We start from the raw sequence: 25,692 nt of genomic DNA, 5'->3' as shown, positions 1-25,692 counted from the left end.
TCTTTGCCATACATATGATATCCAAAAAGTTCAGACAGTTTGTATTATCTCTGGGCATTTTTGCGATTGGCGCGCTGATTCTGAGCGCAGCGTTCACACCACCAGATCCGTTCATACAGTCCGTCGCCTGGCTGGCGGCCCTGCCTGTCGTTCTGGTCGGGTCTTACTATCTCGTCTACGGTATAGGGTTCGAGTGGACCTGATCCCGTAGGCGGGATCAACTGCCGTTAGCCCGACTATCGATCCAAAATGTCACTCTAGCAGTTCCGCTACCATCCCGGAGATGTACTCTAGCTCGTCCTGGTTGACAGTGTGGCCCATTCCGTCGTAGATCCGTGTCTCGACGTCTGCATTCAGCGTTTCGAGGACAGTGGCCGTCTCGTGGACGCGCTGTTCGGGGATGTGTGGATCGACGTTGCTGCAGCCGAGGAATGCCGGCGTCGCCTCGAGATCGCCCTCGTACTCGTCCGTGTCGATCGTTTCGCCGATCAGTCCACCGCTCAGTGCAACGAGTCCACCGTACCGTCTGGGTGTTCGGGTGACGAACTCGCTCGCGAGACAGGCACCCTGGGAGAAGCCAAGTAGCATGATCCGGTCGGTCGAGATCCCTGCTTCGTTCACCCGCTCGATCGCGTCCTCGATCGCCTGCAGTCCCGACGTTCGGCCGGGTTCGTTCGATTCGACGGGAGCAGTGAAGGGGTTCGGATACCACGTGCTGCCGAGTGCCTGAGGTGCGAGCAAGGCGAGTCCCTGCTGGTGGAACTGCCCGCCCATCTGGAGGATGCTCCGTGCGCTCGCTCCGCGCCCGTGGACGAGAATCGTCGCTGCCGTCGCGTCGCCGAGTTCCGTCCCGGCCATTTCGAGTGGCTGGTCCTGGTGTGGCGCGTCCTGATTTGCGTGTGGATTGTGCATGATTACTGGTCACCGTCGCACCGTGGACGGTCCATACGCTATTCACTTGCCCCAGAAATATAAACGCTCGAGCGTTTTCGGGACAAGTTGATAACATTCTGTTACCACGCGGAGTACCTGACTGCACCTGCTGATTACGCTTTGCCAACTGCCGTCATCAGTGAGAGAAAGAGCAACATCGGAAGCTGACAGAGCAGTATCACCAGCAAGAGCGTATCGAGCGTGATCCCCTCCTGGTACCGGCTCGTCAGTTCGGGGACGACCCACCACGAGACTGCTGCAAGCAGAAAGGAGAGTTCGATGACGACAGAGAGCAGATCAGTCGGCGCGAAGAGAAACTGGTTGTACCGGTCGACACCTTCCTCGGCCAGCAAAAGTACGGTGATGATCAGAAAGATCCCGGTGCCAATGGTCGCGAGCGTCACGATATCGAGTGGTGCGATCCGATCACGGACAGCGTCGATAATTTCCCGATTGAGAGCGACGAACGGAACGAACGAAAGCAGGATATACAGCGTCGTAAAGAAGATAACATCCCGGAGCTTCGCAGCGATACTCATACGTGGTCTCTCCTCTGTGCCCGTATTTAAATGCTGGCCGACCCCCCAACGGCGAGACACGAAAGCCGCCGGATTGATGCCTGTGGCTGCCGAACGGTAGTTATGAGCGACAAGCAGGAGCCGACAGTCGATGTCGGCGACGAGTGGACCGAGGAGTTACAGCAAAACCGTGCCGAAAAAGACGAGTTTCTGAACGAACACCGCCAGTCACCGATCCCGCCGGACCACCGCGACGAGTTCGATGGGCTGGCCTATTTTGATCCAGATCCGGAGTACCGTGTCGCGGCCACAGTCCACGTCTTCGACGAACCCGAGACTGTCGAACTCGAAACCTCCGACGGACGGACTGTCAGCTACAACCGTGTGTTCAGATTCACGTTCGAACTCGACGGCGAACAGTACGATCTGCACGGCTACAGACAGGCCGAGGACGACTCGATTTTCGTCCCGTTCCGCGACAAGACCACCGGCCAGCAAAGCTACAAGGACGGCCGGTACATGGATCTGGAACTCGAACGGGAACTCCAGGACGGGGACAGCATCGTGCTGGATTTCAACCTCGCGTACTCCCCGTTCTGTGCCTACAGCGAAACCTTCTCCTGCCCGCTCCCACCCGAGGAAAACTGGCTGGAGACGACAATCGAGGCCGGGGAGCGATCCCCGCCGTTTTGAAACTGTCGATCAGAGACAACCGAGTGCCGGAAACTGGAAGTTCTATACCGACACAGCCTGTAGGGCCGGGCAGATGGGTGAGTTCACGTATCGAGCGGCCAAGGTCGGTGACGCCGGAGCGATCCTGACGGTCAAGCAGGTCGCGATCAGTGCGATCGACAGCGACGAGTACACGGCCAGACAGCTCGATGCGTGGCGGCCCGACGACGAACTGGTCGAAGAGTTCGGCCGGGCGATCGAGAGCAACCGCTTCGAGATCCTCCTGGTCGAATCCGGCCCGGCGACTGCCGGCTACGGTGTCCTCAACACGGCGGAAAACCGGATCGACGCGGTGTTCGTCCACCCAGAGTACCACGGGGAGGGAATCGGCTCCTCGCTGGTCCGCCAGTTTGAATCCCGTGCACGGATCACGGGGCTGTCCGAGCTACAGCTCGTCTCCTCGCTGAACGCGAAGGAGTTCTACGAAACACTCGGCTACCGAGATATCGACCGCAAAGTACGGGAGATAAACGGGGTCGACCTGAAGTTTGCGGTCATGCGCAAGCTGTTCGATTCATCCTGAGCGGTCCGGATCGTGATATCGCCGGCAGTGATCCCGTCGATCCAAGAGAACGGCGTTTTATACACTCCTGTTCTAGGACCACCCAATGCGATCCGGATCGACCAGACGTGAGTTTCTCGGCACGGTTGCCACACTACCGGCAATCGGTGCCCTTTCTGGCCGTGCGACGGGAGAATCAGGTCCCCGATCAGCGGGTGCGATGCAGACAGCCCAGTCGTGGCCGGAGTTCGCCTTCGACGCCGCGAACACGGGTCACAACCCCGACGGAACCGGCCCGGTCGAGAACGTCGGCGGGCAGTGGGTTGCCAGCGCTGGCGGCCGAACAACAGTCCAGCCGGTCGTCGCCGACGGTGTCGTCTACCTGCCCAGCCAGAACGGCCAGATCTACGCGTTCGATCCGGTCTCTGGTGACAGTGTCGACGGCTGGCCGGTCGACCTCGGCAGTTCGATCGGATCTGTTCCGGCCATCGTCGACGGCACGCTCTACGTGGGTGACGACTCCGGGACACTCCACGCCGTCGACACAGCGGCTGGCGAGGAACTGTGGCGGTTCGGCACCGACGGCCGGATCGATACCCCACCTGCTGTCGCCGACGGGACAGTGTACGTCGGGAGTACCGGCGGCGGGTTTTTTGCGATCGATATCAGCCAGGACGACGAGAGCATCACAGAACGCTGGTCGTTCGATACCGGTGAGGAAGACAATCGAGCGATCAGTTCGGGGGCCGCAGTCGGCTCCGTCGAGACTGAAGATGGACCGAAAGAGCTGGTCGTCTTCGGTACTGATAGCAGCGCGGCCGAGAATGCGTCTCTCTTCGCGCTCGAGGTCTCTTCCGGCGACGAAGTGTGGTCCCGGGAACTGCGGGGGCCGGTGACATCGACCCCGACGATCGCCGATGGCTCGGTGTTTGTCGGCACCGGAGTCGATGGCGATCCGCAAGGCGGCCTCTTGTACAACATCGAAGCCGCAACCGGGTCACCACGGGGTCGTTTCAACGCCCGTGGCAGGGTCGTCGGCTCGCCAGCAGTCGCCGACGGCCGGATCTACGTCGGAAGTCGGAACGGACTCGTCTACGCAGTGAACGCCGAGACAGGGAGCCAGGAGTGGCGATTCAGTACTGGTACGCGAGAGATTGCCTCCTCGCCGGCTGTGGTTGATGGCACAGTGTACGTTACCTCTCGGAACAACGTCGCCTACGGACTCACCACTGACGGAGAGGAACTGTGGTCGTTCGAGACAGCGGGATCCCAGTTCGCGTCGCCGGCCGTTGCCAACGGAGTTGTCTACATCCCGACTGTCGATTCGACGGAGTCGTCGATACTGTACGCACTCGGTGAAGGTGGCGACATCTCGTCCGGGAGTGCGGGCGGGGCGGATAACGATTCAGAGAACATCTCGGAGTCACCCTTCGAGACCGGCGGCAACGAGAGTGACTTCGCCTTCCTGATCATCCCTGCCCTCGTCGGTGGGTTCGCCACGCTGGTCGCCGGTATCGCCTACGCGGTCATCCGTTCGGGGCTGCCCGAAAAATACGCCGTCGACGAGGCACCCGTCGAGCGACTCTACGAGGATGAAGAAGAGTCACCACCCGGCTACGACGACCGAACTCAGTCCGGGGTCTGGGAGGTCGTCGTCGGTGACGTCATCAAGCGGGCGGAGCTGGCAGACAAGACGGCGACCCAGGACGTCATTATCTCGAAATACCTCGACGACACGCTCGATTCACCGGTGACCGCCTTCGAGATCGAGTCCGCGCGGAGTGACCCCGCCAGAGTTCGCATCACCGAACCGTTCGTCGATGCCGATCTGGCCGCGGAGAATCTCTCCGAACAGCCGCTCAACGAGGGCTGGACGATCGACGACTCGGAACTGGTCTTCGAGACGACACTCGGACCAGGTGAAACGCTCAGGACGATGGTGGGTCGACAGGACTGTCCCGACGACGCGGTCGCAAAACTGGAAGAGAAACCGACGATCAGTATCGAATCTGTCGACGCCTGATCTCAGGTCTTCCCGTTCCGGACTGCTCGCAGTTCGGTTACTGCTCTCGGCTGCCCGTGTTCTTGCCGTTGAGCGAGATATACTTCGTGTCGATAATTCGCTCGTCGTTGTTGATCGTCTCCAGTACCTCGTCGGAGACCGGGTCGTCCAGGTTGTAGACGGAGAGTGCTTCGCCACCGATCGTCTCACGGCCGTTGAACATCCCCGCGATGTTGACGTCCGCGTCGCCGAGCACGCTGCCAATGAAGCCGATCACACCGGGCGAGTCCTCGTTGCGCGCGACGAGCATGTGGCCGTGTGGAATGGCGTCGACGCGGAAGCCGTCGACACTGATGATCCGCGGATCGTCGCCCGCGAACTGCGTCCCACAGACACTGACACTCTCTTCTTCGTTGCCGACTGTGACCGTTACCCGCGACCGGAAGTCACCGGTCTGCTTGGATTTCGACTCCGTCACGTCGATGCCGCGCTGCTCTGCGACGCGTGGTGCGTTGACGGCGTTGACCTGCCATTCGAGCGGTTCGAAGACGCCTTTCAGCGCGCTCGCCGTGACGAGATCGACGTCCTCGTCGGCGATATCGCCGTTGTACTCCACTTCGACGAACTCCACACGGTCGTCGAACAGCTGGACTGCGATCTTGCCGGCCGTATCCGCGAGGTCGATGTACGGCTCGATTTTCGGGAACGAGCTCTCGTCGACGGAGGGTGCGTTGAGGGCGTTCATCACCGGCTCGTCGTTGAACGCGGCGACGATCTGGTCGGCCGTCGAGGTCGCGACGTTCTCCTGTGCGGCTTCCGTCGACGCGCCGAGGTGTGGGGTGACGATGATGTCCTCGACCCACAGCAGTGGGTTGTCCCGCGAGACTGGTTCCTGTGCGAAGACGTCGACTGCGGCCCCTTTGAGGATGCCATCGTCGACAGCTTTGGCGAGTGCTTCTTCGTCGACGATCCCACCGCGTGCGCAGTTGATGACGTAGCCGCCTTCGAGCTGGGCGAGCTCCTCGCCACCGATCATGTTCTCGGTTTCGTCGGTCAGCGGCGTGTGGATCGTGAGGAAGTCCGCCTCGCGCAGGCAGGTGTCGAGGTCGTCGACGAGTTCGGCACCGAGCTGGTCGGCCCGCTCCTCGCTGATGTACGGATCGTAGACGAGCAGATCCATCCCGAGGTTGCCGAGGCGTTTCGCGACTTCCTGGCCGACGCGGCCGAAGCCGACGATACCGAGTGTCTTGTCGTTGACCTCTGTTCCCGTGAAATCACCTTTCGCCCACTCGCCGTCAGAGAGCAGTTCGTGGGCCTGCGGGATCGATCGGGCTGTCGCGAACGTCATCGCGACCGTGTGCTCGGCGGCGGCGCGGACGTTCCCCTCGGGTGCGTTGGCGACGATGACGCCGTTGTCCGTCGCAGCCTCGATGTCGATGTTGTCGACACCGATGCCCGCGCGCCCGACGATAATGAGATCGTTTGCCGCTTCGAAAACCTCCCGCGTAACCTCGGTTCCGGAGCGGACGATCAACGCGTTCGCGTCCGAAATTACCTCCAGGAGCTCCTCCTGTGTGAGATCGTAGGCCTTCTGTACGTCGTGGCCCTGCTCCTGTAACCGCTCGATACCCGCATTCGCGATCGGGTCGGTGACCAGTACCTTCATGCGCGACACAAACCGTGGGGTAGAGATAACATTTGTTTTCTCCGCGCGAGAATCTATCGGAGAGATTGCACATGTGTGTTATTCTCAGACAGTATCGACGACAGATACTCCAACGGCTCGCTGTCCGCCGATGCTAACCGCTCTGAGACCGATGGAACACAAAAACCGGGTGAAAACCGGACCTACCGCCAGGCTGGGAGTGACGCGGCCTCGTCGAGGGGCATTGTGATGTAGGCGTCGTCTGTGGTTATATCGGCGAGAACGAACTCGTCTCGTGGTCCGTTTTCGACGGCTGCCATCACTTCTGAACCCTGTTGTTCCTCCGTCTGGGCGACAGTATCCGACTCCATGTGTGTGAACATGTAACAACGGAATATAAGAGTGTCGGATTCAATAGTGACGATCCGGCAACAAGAATGGGATTCTATCTGGCATCGTACCGTGAATGATAGCGTATTTATCGATAGTTCGTTCGAATTTTCGCCGTCGATGGCCGGAGTGTGTGTCAGTGTGGGCAGCTCGATCCGTACCCCGAAATGTGTAAGGTCTTAGTGGGTGGGGCGTGGAGTACGTGGCAACATGAACGTCGAAGACGTTATGACACCGCGTGAAGACGTCGTTACGGTCGAAATTCCTGGTACCCGTGATGACGTCCTGGAGTATCTGCAGGACCGCAAGTTCTCGTCTGTTCCGGCAGTCAAGCAAACAGATGGCGAAGAGATCTACCGCGGGATTATTACACGGAGCGTGCTGATCGACCGACCCAACGAGGATCAGCTCGCGCTTCTCGCCGAGGAGGTGTCGACGACGACGACCGGCACTACTGTGACCGAGGTTGCAAAACTCATGTGGGAACGGGGGGAACGCCGGATTCCCGTCGTCGACGGCGACCAACTCAAAGGAATTCTCACCCTGACAGATATCGTCCGGGCAATAGCACGGGGCGAGGCTGGCGAGTCTATAACAGCGGAGGACGTCGCAGGCGAGGAGGTCAACTGTGTCTACAGTGAGACGCCACTGCCGGTTGCAGAGCGTGAGCTGGCCTTTGCACAGGTCCCGTACGCGGTCGTCCTCGACGAGCACGGCGATCTGACGGGGATGCTGACCGAAGTGGACATCATCGATGTCGCCAGGGTCGTCGAGGGTGAGGAAGACACCGGCGAGTCGATCGCGAACCAGGACGACGAGTGGGCCTGGGAGGGGATCAAGGCCGTCGGAAACAGATACATGCCCACGCGTAACGTCGAGATTCCGGCGGAGCCAGTTTCGGAGTTCATGACTGCTGATCTGCTCACGGTCAGCAAACAGCGCCCGATCACGGAGGTTGCACAGCTTCTGATCGAGCACGATATCGAACAGCTCCCGCTGGTCAGCGGTGGCAATCTCTCGGGCATCGTTCAGGATATAGATCTGCTGGAGGCTTTCGCATGAGCGAGGGTGACAGACTCACAGAGCTGGCCAAGCGTCGCGGCTTTTTCATCCAGACGGCCGGCTCCTACGGCGGTGTGGCTGGCTTTTACACCTACGGCCCCGAGGGTGCCGCGCTGAAAGCCAACATCGAATCGGCCTGGCGCGATCGCTACGTCACCCGCGAGGGCAACATGGAGATCAGCGCGCCGACGATCATGCAAGAAGAGGTATTCGAGGCTTCCGGCCACCTCGACGGCTTCGACGACATGATCATCGAGTGTCCGGAGTGTGGCGAGAGTCACCGTGCGGACCATCTCGTCGAAGACGATCCGGACTCGACTGTCGAAGACGCCGAAGCACTCCCGATCCCTGACGTCGAGGGCCTGTTCGAGGATCACGACATCACCTGCCCGACCTGCGGGTGGGAGCTCGCGGGGGAGCCAGTCGAGGAGTTCAACCTCATGTTCGAGACGAACATCGGCCCCGGCAGCTCCGATCCGGGCTATCTCCGGCCGGAGACCGCCCAGGGCATCTTCGTCGAATTCCCACAGCTCGCAGAGTACGCGCGCAATCAGCTTCCTTTCGGTGTGGCACAGATCGGCCGTGCCTACCGCAACGAGATCTCGCCGCGGAAAGCCCTCGTGCGCGTCCGCGAGTTCACGCAGGCTGAACTCGAACACTTCATCGATCCCGAGACGGACGAACCGCCACTCTGGCGGGTCGAAGACGTCGTGCTCCCGCTGTACTCGGCCGAACAGCAGGACGCAGACGACGGTGGTGTCCAGGAGATCACAGTTGCCGAGGCAGTCGAAGAAGGCATCATCCAGAGCGACTGGATCGCTTTCTATCTCGGGATCTCGAAGGCCTACTACGAGCGCATCGGCGTGGATATGGACCGCTTCCGGTACCGCCAGCATCTCCCGGGCGAACTCGCCCACTACGCCTCCGACTGCTGGGACGCCGAATCCGAGATCGACGGCGACTGGATCGAGATCACCGGCTTCGCCTACCGTGGTGATTACGACCTCGTCAAACACGAGCAATACTCCGGCGAGGAGTACTCGGTGTTCAAACAGTACGACGAACCGGTTACGGTCGAGAAACCGACGGTCGACCCCGACATGGGCTATCTCGGGCCGGAGTTCGGCTCGGCCGCGGGCGAGATTGTGACCGAACTCGAACGACTCGCCGCGAGCGATCCCGATGCGTTCGAGGGCGACGAGGTCACGGTCGAAGCTGACGGCGAGGCGTACACGATTCCCGTCGAGAAGACCGGCTTCGAAATCGAGGAGGTGACCGAATCCGGCGAGCACATCACGCCTCACGTCGTCGAGCCGTCCTTCGGTGTTGGTCGGATGGTGTACACCGTGCTGGCTCACGCTTACGAGACCGACGAAGTCGACGGCGAGGAGCGCACGTACCTCTCCTTGCCTCCGGAAGCGGCCCCGACGACGGTAGGTGTCTTCCCGCTGATGGACAAGGACGGTCTCGCCGAGCGCGCAAAGGAGGTGGCAAACCAGCTTCGAGAGGCAGGTCTCGAAGTGACCTACGACGACTCCGGCGCGATCGGCCGTCGGTACCGCCGCCAGGACGAGGTCGGCACGCCGTTCTGTGTCACAATCGACTACGACAGCCTCGAGGAGGAGACTGTGACGGTGCGAGAGCGGGATACGACGGCACAGAAACGGCTCCCGATCGACGAACTGCCCGGGACACTGTCGGCACTGCGCGACGGTGATGCGACATTCGACGAGTTTTAATCCCACCGGCAAAGCATCTCAGATAGCTAATGGCAACACCTTCGACTCCCGTGGTCCGCCGCACGCTCCAGTGGCTCAAAGGCGAGGTCGGTCGCCGACTCGTCCACTCCAGCGGCGCGGTCATTCCTGCTCTCTACATTCTGGGGCTGATCACGTGGATACAGGTCACGATTCTCTTCGTCGTCGGGGCTGTCGTCGCCCTGGCCCTCGAGTGGCTCCGACTGTACGGCGGGCTCGAACTGTGGGTCCACCGGCATCTGACCCGGGAGTACGAGGAGGACAACCCCGCGGGCTATCTGCTCTACATGCTCTCGGCGGTGGTCGTCACGGTGCTCTTCCAGCCCGACGTCGCCATCCCCGCGATCTTCATGCTCGCGGTCGCCGATCCGTTGAGTGGGATCGCGAGTTCGGGGGAACTCCGGCTGGTCAAACGACCCCGCGCCCTGGTGACGATGTTTCTCGCCTCGTCGGCAATCGCCGCTGCGTTTCTCTACGATACGCCCCTGGCGGTCGTTCTCGGTGGGCTGGGCGCGATGCTCGCCGACGGCCTCAAACCGCGGATCAGAGGCTACATCATCGACGATAACCTGACGATTCCGACTGTCAGCGCGGCAGCGATGCAACTCGGGATCGAGTTGAGTGTGTTTCTCTGACTCTCCGAGTTCGGCGTATATTTTGCCGGGGGCGGAATTTCTGGAACGATCGGGTGCTTTTAACTCGAATTCTCACTTTCGGTCTACGACCGTCCTACCACGGCCAAACAGGCAAGTGTCCCCCGGCTGAGGCAACCATATGGCCTCCGAGGAACTCGGTCAGAACATCGAGGGCGAGAGACCCGACATCGAGCAGACAGTCGAGACTGACGATGCGACGGTCACCAAAACCGCCGAACTCGAGCGAACGATCGGCCTCAGCGGCGGTCTCGCGATCGGGATCGGGACGATGATCGGCGCCGGAATCTTCGTCTTCCCGGGGCTGGCTGCCGGCGAGGCCGGCCCCGCGGCGGCCCTCTCCTTCGCGATCGGTGGCGTCGTCGCACTGCTCGTCGCCCTGCCGACCTCCGAACTCGCGACCGCGATGCCAAAAAGTGGTGGCGGTTACTACTTCATCTCCCGCGGCCTCGGCACACTCCCCGGTGCCGTCGTCGGACTCTCCCTGTGGTTCGGCCTCGTCTTCGCGACCGCGTTCTATCTCGTCGGCTTCGGCTACTACGCGGTCGATGCGCTCGGCGTTGCCGGCATCGCGATCGGCGAGTGGCTGGTCATCCCTGTCGCGGTTGCCGTCGGCGCTGGATTCACGCTCCTGAATGTCACCGGGACCGAAAATGCGGCGAAACTCCAGAACGGGGTCGTTGCACTCCTGCTCTCGATTCTCATCTTCTTTCTCGGATTTGGACTGCTCGACGCAATCGGAATCGTCGGTGAGCCGAGCGCCCCCGAAACCTTCGCACCCCGGGGCACGCTTCCCATCTTCACCGTCGCAGCGCTGGTTTTCACCTCCTATCTCGGCTTCGCACAGGTGGCGACAGTCGCCGGTGAGATGAAAGATCCCGGGCGCACGCTCCCGATGGCGATGGTTGGTTCCGTGGTGATCGTCACGGTGCTGTACGTGGTGACGATTCTCGTCGCGACGAGTGCCTTCGGCGCGGAACGACTCGCCGAGGAGGGTGAGACGGCGATGGTTGCGGTCGGCCGCGATCTGCTCGGCCCCGCGGGTGCGTTTGCGATCGTCTTCGGCGGACTGCTCGCCACGATGTCGAGTGCGAACGCGTCGATCCTCTCCACCTCGCGGGCGATCTACGCCGTCTCGAAGGACGCGATTCTCCCGGGATGGGCGAGTCGGATCAATCTCAAGTACGGCACACCACACGTCGCACTCGGGATGGCGGGTGGGCCGATTCTCCTGCTGACCGCGACCGGGCAGGTCGAGATTCTCGCCGAGGTCGCCTCCTTTCTCCACCTCATCATGTACGCGCTGATGTGCGTGGCACTGATCGCGCTCCGGCGGGACGAACCCGAGTGGTACGATCCCGAGTTCCGAGTGCCGGGGTATCCTGCCGTTCCGATTCTGGGTGCGGTGGCGAGTTTCGCGCTCATCTTGCTGATGAACCGACTCTCACAGATCATCGGCCTCGCGATCATGCTTGGCACAGCCGGGTGGTACTTCTATTACGCTCGCGACGTGACGCTAAGGGGGGCCCTGTAATGACTCACGTACTCGTGCCCGTGGCTATCCTCGAAGGCGGGACCGTCTCCTCGGGGCTGGTGAATCTGCTCTCGACGATGGACGTGACGGTACTCGGCTATCACGTCTTGCCCGAGCAGACACCGCCGGATCAGGCACGCGCCCAGTTCGAAGACCGGGCGAACGAAGCACTCGACGACCTGACCGAGGAGTTCCGGTCGGCAGGCGGCGAGGCCTACCACCGACTCGTCTTCACGCAGAACCGACAGCAGACGATCGATCGCATCGCAGACGAAACGAGCGCTCGCGCCTACGCGATCACCGGCACGACCGGGCCAGTCGACAATGTGCTCGTCTCCTTAGCCGGCGATACAGACGCCACACAGATAGTCGAGTTCGTCGTGGAACTGATCGGCGACCGACCGATCGAAGTAACGCTGTTCATCGCAGACGGCGACGTAGCCAGCGACGACTCTCTCGCAACGGCCACCGAACAGCTCTCGGCGGCAGGCATCGAGACGACGACCAGAGTAGCGGAAGGCAATACCTTCGATGCACTCATCGATGCCGTCGCCGGCCACGATGCAGTCGTCATGGGCGAGCGTGCGCCGTCACTTTCGTCGCTGCTGTTCGGCGAGGAAGCCGACCGTGTCGCGGCTGCCTCTGTCGGCCCTGTGCTCGTCGTTCGATCGAGCGCTGCAGCGGCCGATGCTGACGACAGCGACGACAACGACACCTGATAGAACGTATTCTTTTCAGTGTTCGCCTGTTAGCTCTCTGTAGATGGAACAGGAGTATGGCCTGCTCGATACCGACGAGGTAGAGACGCCGGGTGACGAGTGGGAGGAAATCGACTACACGGATACGGACGCCGACCGGATCGCACGCAAACGCGACAGGGAGTTCAGCCAGTTTCGCGAACGGATCAAGGACGCAGACCAGTTCAAAGTAGAGGCGTCTGTCTTCGACGACGCGACCTACGGCGCACTGTACAAACTCGTCCAGGACGGCCACATCGACGCCTTCGGGGGACCGATCTCGACGGGGAAAGAGGCGAACGTCTACACTGCGCTGTCCGGTGACCACGAAGTCGCTGTCAAGGTCTACCGGATCAACGCCTCGGATTTCCGGGAGATGGGCGAGTATCTCCAGGGCGATCCGCGGTTCGAGGAGATCGCGGGCAACAAGAAGGCAGTCGTGATGGCGTGGGTCCGCAAGGAGTTCGCCAATCTCAAACGCGCGCGAGCAGCCGGGGTCCGGGTCCCGGAACCGATCGCAGTCGAGCGAAACGTCCTCGTCATGGAGTATCTCGGCACCGAGACGGGGCGTGCGAAACGACTCACCGAGGTCCACATCGAGAACCCACGGACGGCATTCGAGGTCGTCCGGGAGTATATGTATCGGCTCTACGACGCCGGCATCGTCCACGGCGACCTCTCCGAGTACAACATCATCGTCCACGAGTCACAGCTGTACATCATCGACGTGGGCCAGGCGGTCACGGTCCACCACCCCAACAGCGACGACTTCCTCGAACGTGACTGTGAGAACGTCGCGAACTTCTTCGCCCGGCAGGGTGTCGATGTCGACGGCGACCAACTGCTGGCCTACATCCGTGAACACGCCAACCCGACCGAGTAGTTCCCGTTACGAGAGGGCCGAGTAAACTCACAGCTATCATCTCACCGTCACCTCCGATAATAGAGACGGAACCATTCACGAGCTACGTTCTCATACCAGTAAGTCAGTAGATTAATTATTTGCACGGTCGATACTCGGGGTAGTGGCAACTCTACTGCCAGCGGTCGCATTGATTATCGTCTCGGGGCTGCTCGTCCAGCTACTCGCAACCCGGTTGCGGATCCCGAGTGTCGTGTTCTATCTCGGTATCGGTGTGCTACTTGGTCCCGAGCTGTTGGGAATCGTCACGCTGGAAACGTTCGGTGAGGGACTCGAAACGATCGTGGGGCTCAGTGTCGCGATCATCGTTTTCGACGGCGCATTCGCACTCAAGGCCAACCGACTTCGGGAGGCCTCACGGACATCGCTGCGACTGGTGACGGTCGGGGCAGTCGTGATGTTCGTCGGGACGTCGGTCGCGATCAAGTTCCTCGAAGGAACGGAGTGGGAGATTGCGCTGCTGGCTGGTGCGTTGCTCGTCGCGACCGGGCCGACCGTCATCACGCCGATTCTGGAAGTCGTTCGCGTGCGCGAACACGTCGCCGCGGCGCTGGAAACCGAGGGGATAGTCAACGACGTGACGGCAGCAATCGGCGCTGTGGTGATTTTCGAGACGCTGTTGCTGGACGACCTCGGGGTATCCGCGACGGTGTTCGAGTTCGTCAAGCGGTTCGGCGTCGGCATCGGGGCCGGATTGCTGGCGACGCTTGTCATCTATCTCCTCCTGGAGTACGATATCACACCCGACGCGGAGGTGCGGGCTGCCCAGTTTCTCGCACTGGGTGGTGCAGTCGGCTCCTTTGGACTCGCCGAGACAGTCGCTGCCGAAGCCGGGATCGCGGCCGCAGCGACCTCCGGGATCGCGCTCGGCAATATGGATCTCGAACACGAACACGAAATCGAGGAGTTTGCCCGGAACACGACGCTCATCGTTCTCGCGTTCGTGTTCGTCTCGCTCGCAGCGCTGATCGATATCGGGGCCATCCGCGAACTCGGTGTGGGCGCGATCGTGCTCGTTGTCGTCGTCATGGTGGTGCTTCGGCCGCTCGTGGCACTCATTTCGACGGTCGGTGTCGAACGGTTCACCTGGCCCGAGCGCTGGTTTCTCGCCTGTGTCGGGCCGCGGGGGATCATCCCGGCCAGTGTCGCAACGCTGTTTGCGATCGAACTCGAACTGGCTGGCAACATCGAGGCCGGGCAGCTCCTCGTCGGTACCGTCTTTACAGTTATTTTTGCGACGGTTACGATCGAAGCCGGATTCGCACGACAGATCGGACAGCTACTCGGAGTGTCACCAATGCGAACAATCATAGTCGGCGGCGGTCGGATCACCCGGCCGCTCGCCAAACGACTGGAGAACAGAGGCGAGTTCGTCGTCATCGTGGAAGAAGACGACGAACAGGTCGAACAGCTCGCAAGCGAGGGATTCACCGTCCATCGGGGCGACGGCACCGAGACGGATGTCCTGCGTAAGGCGGGATGTGACGATGCCAAACGTCTCATCGCAGCGACTGCTGACGACGACGTGAATCTTCTCGCTTGCCAGATCGCCCGCTCGAAGTTCGGCATCGAGTCGATCTATGCACGGGTCAACCAGTCCGACAACATCGACGCGTTCGACTCGCTTGGCATCACCGGCATCGATGCACCGACTGCGACGGCGGTGGCGATCGACGACGAGATCGAACGGCCGGCGATCACCCACTGGATGAACGAAATCGGCGACGGCCACGACGTCCAGGAGATCCGGATCACCGCCGAGGATCTCGTCGGCAGGACGATCCGCGAGATCAACGAGGAGATCCCGCCGGGCTGTATCGTCGCCGTCATCGGTCGCGACGATGAATCACACGTTCCGGACGCTGACGAGGAGTTACAGTACGGCGACCACATCACCTTCATCGGTGATGAAGATGCTGTCCGCCAGGCGATGAAGCGATTCCATCCCCACGACTAGTATTTCCACCGGCAGTTCGCGTTCGAACCGCCGTCAGGACCAGTCAGTCTCGAAAAGTGTTTTGGAGAGGGGCGAAAAGAGGGAGTATGCTCCGTTACATCGGGCTTCTGTTGTTGATCCCGCTGCTCGATGCCATCCTTCTGGTCGTCTTCGGCTGGTATTTCGGCTGGGTAGTGATGGTACTGGTGGTCGTGTTGACGGCCCTGCTCGGGCTGTTGCTCGTGCGCGCCGAGAGCCGCCATACGATACGCAAGATCCAGGTGAAAGCCGCCGAGGGCGACCCGCCGACGAACGAACTGGTCGACGGCGCCTTGTTGATCGTCGCGGGTGCTTTCCTGCTGACGCCGGGACTCGTCACCGACGCACTCGGACTCCTGCTCGTGGTTCCGCTGACGCGGTATCCGATCCGCTTGGCGCTCAAAAAGTACGTGCTCGTCCCCTACGCGGACAAAAAAACCGACGGCTTTGTCACCGGCAACGTCTACATCGGCGGCTTCCCCGGCGATGGTGATGGTTTCGGACAACAGGGCAGCCCCGGCCCGGACGACCCTGGCCCGGACGATTCCGGCCCGAGCGGATTCGACGACGCACAGGATGTCGACTTCGAGGAAGTCGACGACCGGAACTAACCCTGCTCCGTGATGCACTCTCACACAAACGGACCACGAATTAGAAACCCTTAACAGGCACTACCGGATACATCCTGATGCACCCAAGCGGACCAATAGCTCAGTTAGGTTGAGCGCTCGGCTGATAACCGGGAGGCCCGCGGTTCAAATCCGCGTTGGTCCATGCGTTTTTCTGACGCGTTCTAGCCGACCAGTGGCTACCGGTTTCCATCTCCTTCGGATGCCTGTAATCGAACTCACCCAGAGCTGTGCACGTGCCGATATTCGAGGAACATGAGGGCGACGAAACCGCCCAGGAGGAGGAAAATACCAGCGACACCCTGGCGCTGTATCAGCGCGACACCACCTGCCCCGAAGAGGACGAGCGCAACCAGACCCGCTCCCAGATTGAGGCGGTCGTCGAGAACAAACGAACTGCCGGTCATACGACGGGATAGGGCTGAATCCGTTTACCTGTGTTGGCAACACGAATCACACGGTGCCCGACAGTGCGCTGTCTAGAGGTCGCGTTCCATCTCCAGTTCGCCACGGTCTTCGTCGCGGATCTCGAAGCCGGCAGACCGGTAGAGTTTGATCGCAATTCTGTTGTCACGAGCCACAGTCAACCAGACGTGGTTGATCCCCTCTCTCTGGCTGTAGCCCAGCACAGCCCGGATGAGTTTCGTTCCGATCCCCGCCGACTGGTAATCGGGGTGGACGAAAATCGCCAGCTCGGAGGTATCATCGTGTGGGAACATTACCGTGTGCCCGACGGGCCGTCCGTCGTGGAACGCGACGACGTTGTGTCCCTCTGCGAGCAGATGCGTGACCCACTCTTCGATCTGTGTTCGGGTTCTCGGAGGCACGCCCTGGGAGAACGATCCAGAATCGAACTCCGTGTACATCTCGATGAGTGGCTCTGGCTGCCCGTCGTAGTGCTCGATGCGAATCGATCGGTCGGCCTGGTCGGTAAACGACTCTGGCAACCGGGGAAAATACTGCGGGCTGTCGACAGGGCTCGTCATATCCGATATTTGCTAGGAACGTACTAAGGCTATCTATCTAGTTCTCAGAACTTGAAAGTACGCCAGGCTTTGATGTACTTCCAGAATACCGCGATCGAGTTTGTGGCCGGCTGGGATTCTCTCGGTTTCCGGGGCAGTTCGCTCGACCGGGGCGCCAACAAACAGGAATGGGTCGAACAAGATCGGATCAATCGAGACAACTGCAGTTCCCCGACACCACTGCGTTTCCACCTGCTCATCAGTCATCCATCGGTTGGTTGCAGTCCGGACACCGTCGGGTCCGGTTCATGAACGATTCGACGATCGGAAGCTCTCTGTAGCAGTCGCTCCGACAGACTGTCGCACCACAGTGAATACACCTCGCGACACGTTGCCACGAGTCGTGCTCGGCGTCACACCCCGCCACAGCGCACCTGTACGTCTCCTGTACTTGCATAATTAATAATTAATTATATAGCAATATAAATTTTGTTCTGATATGTAATATCTACACACACAGGGCCTGAAATCCCGATAAACTCCTCTGCTTGTCAGGGTAACACATATCTTTTAAATAGGGCAAGTCTCCCTCGGGTAGGTAATCAACCTGTAAGTGGCCTGATACTGCCGACAAAGCTACGTTCACTCGTCCGGGGGTGTCACCACGGCTCGTCCTTGACGCCGATGACGTATGCGATCCCGTTCGTCAGGACGTGCAAAAGCGGCGTCAGAATCAGGACGACTGCCAGGACGGGCGCGGTGAACGTCTCGAAAAACCAGCCAGGGCTGGCGATCGCCCCGAGGAGTAGTGTTCCGGCGACAAAATCCAGCTGATCGACGACCGGGAAAGGGGCACCGCGCTCACGACCGGTGCGGCGTTTCAGAAAGGAGGCACCGATATCACCGAGCATCGCCCCGAGCGGAAAGGCAACGACGATCGGGATCGGGAACTCCGGAAGCGACACCCCGAGCAGGTCACTCGCTGGCCCGTTGAGTTCGTTGAGAAACAGTGCGAGAAGCGCGCCAGCCGTCCAGCCGACTGCCGTTCCGCGCCATGTTTTCCCGTCGCCGAGCATCCGTCGGCCACCGAGCATCCGGCCGCCGTCGATCGGTCGGCCACCACCAGCGAGGACGGCAGCATTGTTCGGAATATACGCTGGAAACATCGCCCACACTGCTGTCGCAACGACTGCATAGACCTCCATACTGCGTGTTGCAACAGCCGCTATTTTAAATACCGTGTTTGCGCTCCGACCAGTCCACCTCTCACGGAAAAGCAAGAACTCATTACTTCGCCGCCGTGAACTGTATCCAATGGCCTCGTGGAAGCGAGATTTCGCGAGTGGACTCATCATCCTCGTTCCGTTACTCGTTACAGTGATCTTTCTTCTGTGGATCTACAACCGACTCGTCCAGATTCCCGTCCCCGTCGAATCGGGGCCGGTCCGGGTCGCGCTGTCGATCGTCATTTTCGTGTTGCTCGTCTTTTCGGTCGGCTACCTGATGCGGACCGCAGTCGGGTCGGTGCTGGAACGGGCGATCGACGATCTGATCAATCAACTTCCTGGGCTCCGTGTGGTGTACAATGCATCGAAGATGGGTGTCGAGACCGCGCTTTCGGGAACGGACGATCTGCAGGCCCCCGTTCGACTCGAGGTGTGGGACGGACTCCGGATGACGGCGTTCAAAACAGGCCGGCAAACGAAGGACGGCCGTGATATTCTGTTTCTGCCGACTGCTCCAAACATCACGAGCGGGTTCGTGATCGAGGTCGAGTCTGACCGGTACGACGAGATCGACGATACTGTCGAGGATGCCCTCACACGGATTCTGAGCGCTGGCTTCGGTGAGAAAGACAACAAGAGCCCGGATAAATCGATCAGACAGCTCATCAGTCGGGCAACAGCGACCGCACCCGTGGAAACGCCGGTCGAAGACGGAGCCGAACCGTCAGATTCCGACTCCGACTCGAAGAGTGGGTCGGACTCACAGGGATCACCGGAGCAGAGCTGAGGCTGTTCTCTCCGAGTGCGGGTGTACCCAGTCTCGTACACTGTCGGCTTCCGTAACATATCTGGGATGAGTCTCATATCCGGTATCCTTATGTTCGATCGATCCTGATTTTGAGCTATGCCAGAGACACAGCCGGCCGTCGGCAGCGCCGAGGTGACGACGCTCAAATATCTCGCGCTTGCCGGGGGACTCGAGGGCGAGGAGAAACTGTCGTGTGCGGCACTCGCAGATCGCCTCGACGCCTCGACACAGACGGCATCACGGCGCCTCCAGCGGCTGGAAGAAAACGACTGTATCACCCGTGAGATCGTCAGCGACGGACAGTGGATCGAGATCCTGGAGACGGGTGAGCAGTTGCTACAGGCCGAGTACGCGAGCTACCGGCGGATCTTCGAGCGCGATCTGGTCGTCGAGTTGCGGGGAACAGTAACCAGTGGGATGGGTGAAGGCCGCCACTACATCACACTGTCGGGTTACATGGAGCAGTTCCGCGAGAAACTCGGCTACGAACCCTACCCCGGAACGCTCAACGTCGATCTCACCGAGGAGAGCATTCGTTCGCGTGCCCGGCTGGACGCCATCGAACCGATCACGATCGAGGGCTGGGAGAGCGAAGACAGGACCTACGGGCCGGCGTACTGCTATCCGGCAGCGATCGAAACCGACGGAACACGGTACGAGGATCTGCACGTCATTACGCCCGAGCGGACCCACCACGGTGACGACCATCTGGAGCTGATCGCCCCGGACGAACTTCGCGAGGAGCTCGATCTCACGGACGAAACGGAGGTGACGGTCTTTGTCACGGAGTAGTGACAGCACCGGCCTGTCGAGCAGTGTCGACCGCGCCCTGGCTGCGTTTCGCCGCGGCGAACCGGTCTGTATCCACGATGCGGCCGACCGGGAAGGCGAGACCGATATCGTCTATCCAGCCGGTGCGGTGACGCCACCGGCAGTTGCACAGCTCCGAAACGACGCTGGCGGACTCGTCTGTGTCGCGATCAGCGACGAGGTCGCCGATAGCTTCGGCCTCCCATTCCTTCAGGAGTCGATCGATCACCCGGTTGCGCGGGATCACGACCTCTCCTACGACGACCGTTCGTCGTTCTCGCTCCCGGTCAACCACCGGGAGACCGAGACCGGAATCACCGACGAAGACCGATCGCTGACGATCCGAGCGATTGCTGATGCGGCTGCCGATCCCGCAGGCACTGATTTCGCCGCGGAGTTTCGCTCCCCGGGACACGTCCACCTTCTCCGGGGTGCGACTGAACTGCTCGCTGATCGGCAGGGCCACACAGAGCTCGGGCTCGCACTCGCCGAGGCTGCGGAGTTGCCGCCCGCGGTCGTCGTCTGCGAGATGCTCGACGACGATTCGAACGAGGCGCTCTCGCCGACAGACGCCGCCTCGTACGCACAGCGTCACGACATTCCGTATCTCGAAGGCACCCAGCTGGTCGAGCGACTGTCCTGAACTCGGGCCACCGCCGAACCGTGAAGCTACTTAATGATGGGGACTCTGGGTTCGGGTATGAGCTTCGACGAGATGGATGTCGAGAGCATCTGGATGGACGGCGAGTTCGTCGAGTGGGACGAGGCACAGATCCACGTGCTCACGCATGGACTTCACTACGGCACCGGCGTTTTCGAGGGGATCCGCTGTTACGACACGGCAAAGGGACCGGCGATCTTCCGGTGGGATGAACATATCGAACGGCTGTACGACTCTGCGAAACCGTACGATATGGAGATCCCGTACGACAAGGAGGAACTGACCGAGGCGACGCTCGAACTGATCCGACGGGAGGGGCTGGAGTCGTGTTACATCCGACCTATCGCCTACTACGGCTACGGCATGCTCGGGCTGAACCCATCTGACTGTGACGAGGAAGTCGCGATTGCAGCCTGGCCGTGGGGTGCGTATCTCGGTGAAGATGCACTCGAAAACGGCGTCGACGTGGCAATCTCCTCCTGGCGCAAGTACGCCTCCAGTCAGATCCCGACCAACGCGAAGACGACGGGCACCTACATCAACAGTGTCCTCGCCTCGCTGGAGGCCGAATCGAACGGCTACGTCGAGGCGATCGTGCTGAACAAGGAAGGCAACGTCGCAGAGGGGCCGGGTGAGAACCTCTTCATCGTGCGCGACGGCGAACTGTACACACCGGGCCTCGCAGAGAGTATCCTCGACGGGATCACCCGGCAGTCCGTCATCGAGATTGCGGAGGATCTGGGTTATACGGTCCACGACGATGCGACGATCTCCCGCGGTGAGCTGTACACTGCCGACGAACTGTTCTTTACCGGGACCGCAGCCGAGGTCACGCCGATCCGCTCGGTCGACGACAACCAGATCGGCTCCGGAACCAAGGGCCCGATCACCGACCAGATCCAGACGAAGTTCTTCGAGATCGTCGAGGAACAGCCAGAAGAGTACGAACACTGGTTTATGCCGGTCGAACAGTAGCCGACGCCATCCAGAGATTTAAACGGGATACCGCGTAAGCTACTTGTAATGGGACCGGTACCCGACCTCACTGATCGCGCGCAGGCCTGTGCGCGCCGACTAACCGAGGCTGACTCTGTTCTCCTTGCCTCGCACATCGACGCCGACGGACTGACGAGTGCTGCCATCGCCTCGACGGCACTCGAACGCGCAGCCGTTCCGCACGACGTCGTATTCAAAAAACAGCTCGACGAGACGGAGATCGCGAGCATCGCGGCCAGCGATCACGATACTGTCCTCTTTACTGACTTCGGCAGCGGCCAGCTCGACGTCATCAGCAAACACGAGGCTGCCGGTGATTTCGAACCGATCATTGCGGATCACCACCAGCCAGCCGACGCCGAGACAGAGTTCCACCTCAACCCGTTGCTGGAGGGGATCAACGGTGCATCCGAACTCTCCGGCGCAGGAGCAAGTTATCTACTCGCACGCGCGCTGGCGGCGGCGACCGGCGATCCCGACGGCAACCGCGATCTGGCCGCGCTGGCCGTCGTCGGAGCGGTCGGCGATATGCAGGCCGTCGACGGGGAACTCGTCGGCGCGAACAGGGGTATCGTCGAGGAAGGGGCCGAAGCTGGCGTCCTCGAAGAGGGGACGGATCTTGCCCTCTACGGTAAACAGACGCGCCCGCTCCCGAAACTGCTCGAATACGCGAGCGAGGTCCGGATTCCCGGCGTGACGAACGACGAGACGGGTGCGGTCGGGTTTCTCGAAGGACTGCCCGTCGATTTTCACCGTGGCGACGGGGAAGCGACTGACGGGGAGTGGCGCCGCTGGGTGGATCTCTCCGACGACGAGAAACAGACTGTCGCGAGTTCCCTGCTCCAGCGCGCGCTCGAACGCGGTGTTCCCCCGGGGAAGGCCGAACGACTCGTCGGAACGACCTACACGCTCACCGACGAGGCAACCGGAACCACGCTCCGAGACGCCAGCGAGTTCTCGACACTGCTGAACGCGACGGCCAGATACGAGCGCGCAGACGTCGGCCTCGCTGTCTGTCTCGGTGACCGCGGCGACGCCTTCGACCGGGCGCGGAAACTACTCGAAAACCACCGCAGGAACCTCTCGGAGGGGCTGGAGCAGGTCAAACGACGCGGTGTCGACCAGGCCGAACACATCCAGTACTTCGACGCCGGCGACGAGATCCGCGAAACGATCGTCGGCATCGTCGCCGGGATGGCACTCGGCGTCGAGGGCGTCGATGGCAGCCGGCCGATCATTGCATTCGCCGAGAAGAACGACGAAGAGACGAAGGTGTCGGCCCGCGGGACCGGTCGGCTCGTCGGAAAGGGGCTCGACCTCTCGACGGTGATGACCGAGGCCTCGCGGTCGGTCGGCGGCGACGGTGGGGGCCACGATATCGCCGCTGGCGCGACGATTCCGACCGGCGAGGAGGAATCCTTCGTGGAAGCAGCAGACAGTATCGTCGCCGAGCAACTGGGATAGTACTCTCCCAGTCCGTCATCCCCTCTCCGACTGCATCGAGTCCAGCGACATGGACGCAAACAGTAAGGATTTGACTGTCGACCAGCAAACAGTGTGTGATGAGCGATTTCGACCCCGACAAGTTCGAGGACAAGTACAAACACTACTTCCCAGAGTTGCAGCGCGCCTACAAACAGGCCTTCGAGACGATGAACGACGCGTACGATTCGGAGCTGATTCACGCCATCGATCAGCAGGTACTCGCCCAGAGCGAACCCTTCTACGAGGGTGACGGCGAGTTCCGGATCGAGATGCCGGACGATCCCGCGAGTCAACTGCAGGGTGTCATCGTCGACGACGAGAAACTCGACACGATTCTGGATCGGTACCTGGACGAAATCGAGAGCGAACTCCGGTCTGTGTTCGGACTCCACGCGTGAACTGCGAACGTGTGAGACCCAAAGCCTAAGACTGCTGACTCCGTATCCGGATGTACAATGAGCACTGAAACCGAGGATCAGGACCCCGAAGACGAACTCCGCGAGCGGATCACCAACTTCCTGCGACGAAACTTCCCGCAGATCCAGATGCACGGCGGGAGCGCGGCTATCCAGAACATCGACCGTGAGGAAGGCACCGTCTCGATCCAGCTCGGCGGCGCGTGTTCAGGCTGTGGGATCTCCCCGATGACGATCCAGGCGATCAAGACCCGAATGACGAAAGAAATCCCGGAAATCGAGGAAGTCCACGCGGACACCGGCATGGGTGGTTCGGAAGGCATGTCCGGCGGCGCAGGCGGGATGAACCCCTCCTTCCCCGGCGAGGGAACCGGCGACTCCGACAGTGACGAAGGCCCAGAAGCGCCGTTCTAAGGCCTATTTTCTTTCGTTTTCGCTACGTAGTCACGGCTGTCTAAGGCCACGTTCGCGCTCCCAGGCCCGGAGTAGTGCGGTGAGCGTCTCGTTTACCAGCGCCGGCTTCTCGGCCCGCTCGACGATGTAGCCGTTGATGGCGTCGATTTCTGTCCGTTTCTCCGCTCGTATATCCTGGTGCATCGAGGACGTGTTCTGTGCTGTCGTCTCCGCGACCTCGAAGGTTCGATCCATGACCTGCTGTCCCGACAGTCTGTGTCCCTGATCGCGAGCGACACGAGCAGCTTCACAGGCTGCCTTCCTCGCTATCTCTCGGATCGATCCCTCAAGCAGCGCACCGTTCTGGATCCTCGCGAGTGCTGTCGTCGCGTTGATCCCAGCGTTGACGGCCAGTTTTTCCCACAGTTTGCGGGGCATCTCCGCCGAGACTCTCGTTTCCAGCCCTGCCTGTTGGAACGCTGTCCCGGTCCGATCGGCGAGTTCCGAGTCGCCTCCATCGGCTGGTCCCAGGGTGATCTCGCCGAGTCCAGTACACTCGACTGTCCCAGGTTCTTCGATCCGAGCGCCATACGTACAGGTGCCCGCGAGCACCGGACAGTCGAGTTCAGCTGCCAGCATCGATTCGTTTCCCATCCCGTTCTGGAGGGAAAGCACACCATCGAGGACACAGCCGCCGAGTTCACGGGCTGCTCTCTCTGTATCGAAGCTCTTGACTGTCACAACGGCGAGATCTGTCTGCTCCGGTGGGGCTGTCGATGCCCGTGGCTGCACGCTATCAGAGATCTCACCTGTGATCTGCAAGCCAGCATCCTCGATCGCACCGACGTGGGGTTCGCGACCGACGAGTATCACGTCGTGTTCCCGCGCGAGTACACCACCGACGAGGCTGCCGAGACTTCCCGCACCGAACACACAGATCTCCATTACCCGACTCTAGTCTTCCTGCCAGTAATAGATCTCCTCTTTTGGCGCGTTGCAGGAGGGACACTCCTCCGGAATGTCCTCGATCTGTCCCATCTCCCCACACTTCCAGCACCGCCACATGATCGCATCCCGGTGGTCGCTACTCGTCGTCTCGTCTTCGAGTACCGTTACATCCTCGTTTGCGGTCACGTAAAACCCACTCTCGTCGAACCCGCGGACGGTTCCGAGTTCGTTCCCCTCGTCGTCGTACACCATCCGCCCTACATCGACTGTCAGTTGCTGTGATTGCTCGCTCATACCATCTAAATGTTAGCCAAGCAACTAAATAAGTCTGTATGCGAATCTCATACATGGTTACGAGCGATATATATCGAATTGCTGTCTCTCTGGTATTCAATATCTGCACGACAGACTGTCTCACACCCTGCGAAATTTAAAGAGGGTGCCGTGGCGGGAGATGGTATGGAGCTAGTCGAAGCCAGTGAGGGCGACCTCGGCGCGCTCGTCGACCGCTGGTACTCTCTCGCAAGAGAGATGGAATCGTACGACGAACTGAACGAACTCCGCTATGGAGATGTCAGCGACGTCCCGGACGATGGCTTCCGTGCCCACCTTGACGACGATCAAATCACCGACTACCTCGTCGTTTACGAAGACGAGACAATCGGTTTCGTTACGCTTCGTGAGGGTCACCACTCTTCGCGACAGCACTCTCACTATCTCCGGATTGTGAACCTCGCTATCGACGACGATCACCGGAACCGGGGGCACGGCTCGGCGATCATCGACCGTCTGGTCGAGATGGGACACGATCAGGGCTACGACCATCTCAAAGTCTCCTGCGAGTGGCACAACGACGATGCACGCCGGTTTTACCGCGAGACTGGGTTTCGACCAAAGCAGGTCGAATACGCACGACCGCTAGAGTGATCAACCCTGTGCTCATCACGACGACCGGCTGAATTGAAACACAAAACACATCTCGATATTCCTGTT

Annotated in this window: 30 protein-coding genes and 1 tRNA gene; 22 read left to right on the top strand and 9 right to left on the bottom strand. The window is 60.7% G+C overall.

The window, feature by feature from the left end:
• Nucleotides 1-14 precede the first annotated feature (14 nt).
• Nucleotides 15-203, top strand: a complete 189-nt coding sequence (locus EOW68_RS18510; protein WP_431358764.1) for a DUF7534 family protein — start codon at nt 15-17, stop codon at nt 201-203.
• Nucleotides 204-252: 49 nt separating this feature from the next.
• Here EOW68_RS18510 and EOW68_RS05670 read toward each other — a convergent pair whose 3' ends face one another.
• Together EOW68_RS05670 and EOW68_RS05665 are read right to left on the bottom strand one after the other, a co-directional pair.
• Nucleotides 253-912 (bottom strand): alpha/beta hydrolase, encoded by a 660-nt coding sequence (locus EOW68_RS05670; RefSeq protein ID WP_128224186.1) that lies wholly within the window; start codon nt 910-912, stop codon nt 253-255.
• A 134-nt stretch (nt 913-1,046) separates the two neighbouring features.
• Nucleotides 1,047-1,472 (bottom strand): hypothetical protein, encoded by a 426-nt coding sequence (locus EOW68_RS05665; RefSeq protein ID WP_128224185.1) that lies wholly within the window; start codon nt 1,470-1,472, stop codon nt 1,047-1,049.
• 102 nt (nt 1,473-1,574) lie between these two features.
• On the opposite strand from EOW68_RS05665, the gene EOW68_RS05660 reads away from it, so the two are divergent.
• The 3 genes from EOW68_RS05660 to EOW68_RS05650 all read left to right on the top strand — a co-directional run bounded on the left by EOW68_RS05660 (nt 1,575) and on the right by EOW68_RS05650 (nt 4,708).
• Nucleotides 1,575-2,144, top strand: coding sequence for a DUF1684 domain-containing protein (locus EOW68_RS05660; RefSeq protein WP_128224184.1), 570 nt, complete (start codon nt 1,575-1,577; stop codon nt 2,142-2,144).
• A 73-nt stretch (nt 2,145-2,217) separates the two neighbouring features.
• Complete coding sequence (locus EOW68_RS05655; protein WP_128224183.1) at nt 2,218-2,706, top strand: GNAT family N-acetyltransferase; 489 nt, start codon at nt 2,218-2,220, stop codon at nt 2,704-2,706.
• A gap of 85 nt (nt 2,707-2,791) precedes the next feature.
• Complete coding sequence (locus tag EOW68_RS05650; protein ID WP_128224182.1) at nt 2,792-4,708, top strand: outer membrane protein assembly factor BamB family protein; 1,917 nt, start codon at nt 2,792-2,794, stop codon at nt 4,706-4,708.
• 37 nt (nt 4,709-4,745) lie between these two features.
• Here the strand turns inward: EOW68_RS05650 and serA are convergent, their stop codons facing one another.
• Nucleotides 4,746-6,353, bottom strand: coding sequence for a phosphoglycerate dehydrogenase (gene serA / locus EOW68_RS05645; protein WP_128224181.1), 1,608 nt, complete (start codon nt 6,351-6,353; stop codon nt 4,746-4,748).
• A 182-nt stretch (nt 6,354-6,535) separates the two neighbouring features.
• Nucleotides 6,536-6,703 (bottom strand): DUF7556 family protein, encoded by a 168-nt coding sequence (locus EOW68_RS18505; RefSeq protein ID WP_431358763.1) that lies wholly within the window; start codon nt 6,701-6,703, stop codon nt 6,536-6,538.
• 229 nt (nt 6,704-6,932) lie between these two features.
• Between EOW68_RS18505 and EOW68_RS05640 the strand changes: the two genes are divergently transcribed.
• The 10 genes from EOW68_RS05640 to EOW68_RS05595 all read left to right on the top strand — a co-directional run bounded on the left by EOW68_RS05640 (nt 6,933) and on the right by EOW68_RS05595 (nt 16,410).
• Nucleotides 6,933-7,784 carry a CBS domain-containing protein gene (locus EOW68_RS05640; protein WP_128224180.1) on the top strand — a complete coding sequence of 284 codons (852 nt, stop codon included), beginning with the start codon at nt 6,933-6,935 and terminating at the stop codon, nt 7,782-7,784.
• Complete coding sequence (gene glyS, locus EOW68_RS05635) at nt 7,781-9,523, top strand: glycine--tRNA ligase (protein ID WP_128224179.1); 1,743 nt, start codon at nt 7,781-7,783, stop codon at nt 9,521-9,523. The genes EOW68_RS05640 and glyS overlap by 4 nt, the downstream gene beginning before the upstream one ends.
• Before the next feature lie 29 nt (nt 9,524-9,552).
• Nucleotides 9,553-10,176 carry a diacylglycerol/polyprenol kinase family protein gene (locus EOW68_RS05630; RefSeq protein ID WP_128224178.1) on the top strand — a complete coding sequence of 208 codons (624 nt, stop codon included), beginning with the start codon at nt 9,553-9,555 and terminating at the stop codon, nt 10,174-10,176.
• Between the two features lie 139 nt (nt 10,177-10,315).
• Nucleotides 10,316-11,728, top strand: a complete 1,413-nt coding sequence (locus tag EOW68_RS05625; RefSeq protein ID WP_128224177.1) for an APC family permease — start codon at nt 10,316-10,318, stop codon at nt 11,726-11,728.
• Nucleotides 11,728-12,447 carry a universal stress protein gene (locus EOW68_RS05620; protein ID WP_128224176.1) on the top strand — a complete coding sequence of 240 codons (720 nt, stop codon included), beginning with the start codon at nt 11,728-11,730 and terminating at the stop codon, nt 12,445-12,447. The genes EOW68_RS05625 and EOW68_RS05620 overlap by 1 nt, the downstream gene beginning before the upstream one ends.
• Before the next feature lie 43 nt (nt 12,448-12,490).
• Nucleotides 12,491-13,348 carry a serine/threonine-protein kinase Rio1 gene (rio1, locus tag EOW68_RS05615; RefSeq protein ID WP_128224175.1) on the top strand — a complete coding sequence of 286 codons (858 nt, stop codon included), beginning with the start codon at nt 12,491-12,493 and terminating at the stop codon, nt 13,346-13,348.
• Between the two features lie 142 nt (nt 13,349-13,490).
• Entirely contained in the window at nt 13,491-15,344 is a 1,854-nt protein-coding gene (locus tag EOW68_RS05610; protein WP_431358762.1) for a cation:proton antiporter domain-containing protein, read from the top strand.
• An 86-nt stretch (nt 15,345-15,430) separates the two neighbouring features.
• The gene (locus EOW68_RS05605; protein ID WP_128224174.1) at nt 15,431-15,973 is read left to right on the top strand and encodes an FxsA family protein; all 543 of its coding nucleotides are present in this window, start codon (nt 15,431-15,433) and stop codon (nt 15,971-15,973) included.
• A gap of 89 nt (nt 15,974-16,062) precedes the next feature.
• Nucleotides 16,063-16,136: transfer RNA gene (locus tag EOW68_RS05600), tRNA-Ile, on the top strand.
• Between the two features lie 91 nt (nt 16,137-16,227).
• Nucleotides 16,228-16,410, top strand: coding sequence for a hypothetical protein (locus EOW68_RS05595; RefSeq protein ID WP_128224173.1), 183 nt, complete (start codon nt 16,228-16,230; stop codon nt 16,408-16,410).
• 60 nt (nt 16,411-16,470) lie between these two features.
• On the opposite strand, the gene EOW68_RS05590 is transcribed toward EOW68_RS05595, so the two are convergent.
• The 3 genes from EOW68_RS05590 to EOW68_RS05580 all read right to left on the bottom strand — a co-directional run bounded on the left by EOW68_RS05590 (nt 16,471) and on the right by EOW68_RS05580 (nt 18,161).
• Nucleotides 16,471-16,977, bottom strand: coding sequence for a GNAT family N-acetyltransferase (locus tag EOW68_RS05590; protein WP_128224172.1), 507 nt, complete (start codon nt 16,975-16,977; stop codon nt 16,471-16,473).
• Between the two features lie 238 nt (nt 16,978-17,215).
• On the bottom strand, nt 17,216-17,413 hold the full coding sequence (locus tag EOW68_RS05585; protein WP_128224171.1) for a hypothetical protein: 198 nt from the start codon (nt 17,411-17,413) through the stop codon (nt 17,216-17,218).
• A gap of 202 nt (nt 17,414-17,615) precedes the next feature.
• Nucleotides 17,616-18,161, bottom strand: coding sequence for a CDP-2,3-bis-(O-geranylgeranyl)-sn-glycerol synthase (locus EOW68_RS05580; RefSeq protein ID WP_128224170.1), 546 nt, complete (start codon nt 18,159-18,161; stop codon nt 17,616-17,618).
• 109 nt (nt 18,162-18,270) lie between these two features.
• On the opposite strand from EOW68_RS05580, the gene EOW68_RS05575 reads away from it, so the two are divergent.
• The 7 genes from EOW68_RS05575 to EOW68_RS05545 all read left to right on the top strand — a co-directional run bounded on the left by EOW68_RS05575 (nt 18,271) and on the right by EOW68_RS05545 (nt 23,772).
• Nucleotides 18,271-18,969, top strand: a complete 699-nt coding sequence (locus tag EOW68_RS05575; RefSeq protein WP_128224169.1) for a DUF502 domain-containing protein — start codon at nt 18,271-18,273, stop codon at nt 18,967-18,969.
• A 117-nt stretch (nt 18,970-19,086) separates the two neighbouring features.
• Nucleotides 19,087-19,782: a DUF120 domain-containing protein gene (locus tag EOW68_RS05570; RefSeq protein ID WP_128224168.1), complete on the top strand. Its 696-nt coding sequence runs from the start codon at nt 19,087-19,089 to the stop codon at nt 19,780-19,782.
• Nucleotides 19,769-20,443, top strand: a complete 675-nt coding sequence (gene ribB / locus EOW68_RS05565; RefSeq protein ID WP_128224167.1) for a 3,4-dihydroxy-2-butanone-4-phosphate synthase — start codon at nt 19,769-19,771, stop codon at nt 20,441-20,443. The genes EOW68_RS05570 and ribB overlap by 14 nt, the downstream gene beginning before the upstream one ends.
• A 57-nt stretch (nt 20,444-20,500) precedes the next feature.
• Nucleotides 20,501-21,436, top strand: a complete 936-nt coding sequence (locus EOW68_RS05560; RefSeq protein WP_128224166.1) for a branched-chain amino acid transaminase — start codon at nt 20,501-20,503, stop codon at nt 21,434-21,436.
• Between the two features lie 48 nt (nt 21,437-21,484).
• The gene (gene recJ, locus EOW68_RS05555) at nt 21,485-22,921 is read left to right on the top strand and encodes a RecJ family nuclease (RefSeq protein ID WP_128224165.1); all 1,437 of its coding nucleotides are present in this window, start codon (nt 21,485-21,487) and stop codon (nt 22,919-22,921) included.
• 98 nt (nt 22,922-23,019) lie between these two features.
• Nucleotides 23,020-23,340 carry a DUF5783 family protein gene (locus tag EOW68_RS05550; RefSeq protein WP_128224164.1) on the top strand — a complete coding sequence of 107 codons (321 nt, stop codon included), beginning with the start codon at nt 23,020-23,022 and terminating at the stop codon, nt 23,338-23,340.
• A 57-nt stretch (nt 23,341-23,397) separates the two neighbouring features.
• The gene (locus tag EOW68_RS05545; protein ID WP_128224163.1) at nt 23,398-23,772 is read left to right on the top strand and encodes a NifU family protein; all 375 of its coding nucleotides are present in this window, start codon (nt 23,398-23,400) and stop codon (nt 23,770-23,772) included.
• A 30-nt stretch (nt 23,773-23,802) separates the two neighbouring features.
• Here the strand turns inward: EOW68_RS05545 and EOW68_RS05540 are convergent, their stop codons facing one another.
• Nucleotides 23,803-24,696 carry a ketopantoate reductase family protein gene (locus tag EOW68_RS05540; protein WP_128224162.1) on the bottom strand — a complete coding sequence of 298 codons (894 nt, stop codon included), beginning with the start codon at nt 24,694-24,696 and terminating at the stop codon, nt 23,803-23,805.
• A gap of 9 nt (nt 24,697-24,705) precedes the next feature.
• The gene (locus tag EOW68_RS05535; RefSeq protein WP_128224161.1) at nt 24,706-24,993 is read right to left on the bottom strand and encodes a DUF7130 family rubredoxin-like protein; all 288 of its coding nucleotides are present in this window, start codon (nt 24,991-24,993) and stop codon (nt 24,706-24,708) included.
• A gap of 165 nt (nt 24,994-25,158) precedes the next feature.
• On the opposite strand from EOW68_RS05535, the gene EOW68_RS05530 reads away from it, so the two are divergent.
• Nucleotides 25,159-25,626, top strand: coding sequence for a GNAT family N-acetyltransferase (locus EOW68_RS05530; RefSeq protein ID WP_128224160.1), 468 nt, complete (start codon nt 25,159-25,161; stop codon nt 25,624-25,626).
• The last annotated feature ends 66 nt before the right edge of the window (nt 25,627-25,692 follow it).

It is taken from the genome of Halovenus amylolytica, assembly GCA_004015825.1.
GTDB lineage: Archaea > Halobacteriota > Halobacteria > Halobacteriales > Haloarculaceae > Halovenus > Halovenus amylolytica.
This window is presented reverse-complemented; position numbering and strand designations above follow the sequence as displayed.

What these genes read in the sequence shown, in the direction of transcription:
- EOW68_RS18510 (WP_431358764.1), top strand. Translation starts at nt 15, where the DNA reads ATGATATCCAAAAAGTTCAGACAGTTTGTATTATCTCTGGGCATTTTT.
- EOW68_RS05670 (WP_128224186.1), bottom strand. Translation starts at nt 912, where the DNA reads ATGCACAATCCACACGCAAATCAGGACGCGCCACACCAGGACCAGCCA.
- EOW68_RS05665 (WP_128224185.1), bottom strand. Translation starts at nt 1,472, where the DNA reads ATGAGTATCGCTGCGAAGCTCCGGGATGTTATCTTCTTTACGACGCTG.
- EOW68_RS05660 (WP_128224184.1), top strand. Translation starts at nt 1,575, where the DNA reads ATGAGCGACAAGCAGGAGCCGACAGTCGATGTCGGCGACGAGTGGACC.
- EOW68_RS05655 (WP_128224183.1), top strand. Translation starts at nt 2,218, where the DNA reads ATGGGTGAGTTCACGTATCGAGCGGCCAAGGTCGGTGACGCCGGAGCG.
- EOW68_RS05650 (WP_128224182.1), top strand. Translation starts at nt 2,792, where the DNA reads ATGCGATCCGGATCGACCAGACGTGAGTTTCTCGGCACGGTTGCCACA.
- serA (WP_128224181.1), bottom strand. Translation starts at nt 6,353, where the DNA reads ATGAAGGTACTGGTCACCGACCCGATCGCGAATGCGGGTATCGAGCGG.
- EOW68_RS18505 (WP_431358763.1), bottom strand. Translation starts at nt 6,703, where the DNA reads ATGGAGTCGGATACTGTCGCCCAGACGGAGGAACAACAGGGTTCAGAA.
- EOW68_RS05640 (WP_128224180.1), top strand. Translation starts at nt 6,933, where the DNA reads ATGAACGTCGAAGACGTTATGACACCGCGTGAAGACGTCGTTACGGTC.
- glyS (WP_128224179.1), top strand. Translation starts at nt 7,781, where the DNA reads ATGAGCGAGGGTGACAGACTCACAGAGCTGGCCAAGCGTCGCGGCTTT.
- EOW68_RS05630 (WP_128224178.1), top strand. Translation starts at nt 9,553, where the DNA reads ATGGCAACACCTTCGACTCCCGTGGTCCGCCGCACGCTCCAGTGGCTC.
- EOW68_RS05625 (WP_128224177.1), top strand. Translation starts at nt 10,316, where the DNA reads ATGGCCTCCGAGGAACTCGGTCAGAACATCGAGGGCGAGAGACCCGAC.
- EOW68_RS05620 (WP_128224176.1), top strand. Translation starts at nt 11,728, where the DNA reads ATGACTCACGTACTCGTGCCCGTGGCTATCCTCGAAGGCGGGACCGTC.
- rio1 (WP_128224175.1), top strand. Translation starts at nt 12,491, where the DNA reads ATGGAACAGGAGTATGGCCTGCTCGATACCGACGAGGTAGAGACGCCG.
- EOW68_RS05605 (WP_128224174.1), top strand. Translation starts at nt 15,431, where the DNA reads ATGCTCCGTTACATCGGGCTTCTGTTGTTGATCCCGCTGCTCGATGCC.
- EOW68_RS05590 (WP_128224172.1), bottom strand. Translation starts at nt 16,977, where the DNA reads ATGACGAGCCCTGTCGACAGCCCGCAGTATTTTCCCCGGTTGCCAGAG.
- EOW68_RS05585 (WP_128224171.1), bottom strand. Translation starts at nt 17,413, where the DNA reads ATGCAAGTACAGGAGACGTACAGGTGCGCTGTGGCGGGGTGTGACGCC.
- EOW68_RS05580 (WP_128224170.1), bottom strand. Translation starts at nt 18,161, where the DNA reads ATGGAGGTCTATGCAGTCGTTGCGACAGCAGTGTGGGCGATGTTTCCA.
- EOW68_RS05575 (WP_128224169.1), top strand. Translation starts at nt 18,271, where the DNA reads ATGGCCTCGTGGAAGCGAGATTTCGCGAGTGGACTCATCATCCTCGTT.
- EOW68_RS05570 (WP_128224168.1), top strand. Translation starts at nt 19,087, where the DNA reads ATGCCAGAGACACAGCCGGCCGTCGGCAGCGCCGAGGTGACGACGCTC.
- EOW68_RS05560 (WP_128224166.1), top strand. Translation starts at nt 20,501, where the DNA reads ATGAGCTTCGACGAGATGGATGTCGAGAGCATCTGGATGGACGGCGAG.
- recJ (WP_128224165.1), top strand. Translation starts at nt 21,485, where the DNA reads ATGGGACCGGTACCCGACCTCACTGATCGCGCGCAGGCCTGTGCGCGC.
- EOW68_RS05550 (WP_128224164.1), top strand. Translation starts at nt 23,020, where the DNA reads ATGAGCGATTTCGACCCCGACAAGTTCGAGGACAAGTACAAACACTAC.
- EOW68_RS05545 (WP_128224163.1), top strand. Translation starts at nt 23,398, where the DNA reads ATGAGCACTGAAACCGAGGATCAGGACCCCGAAGACGAACTCCGCGAG.
- EOW68_RS05540 (WP_128224162.1), bottom strand. Translation starts at nt 24,696, where the DNA reads ATGGAGATCTGTGTGTTCGGTGCGGGAAGTCTCGGCAGCCTCGTCGGT.
- EOW68_RS05535 (WP_128224161.1), bottom strand. Translation starts at nt 24,993, where the DNA reads ATGAGCGAGCAATCACAGCAACTGACAGTCGATGTAGGGCGGATGGTG.
- EOW68_RS05530 (WP_128224160.1), top strand. Translation starts at nt 25,159, where the DNA reads ATGGAGCTAGTCGAAGCCAGTGAGGGCGACCTCGGCGCGCTCGTCGAC.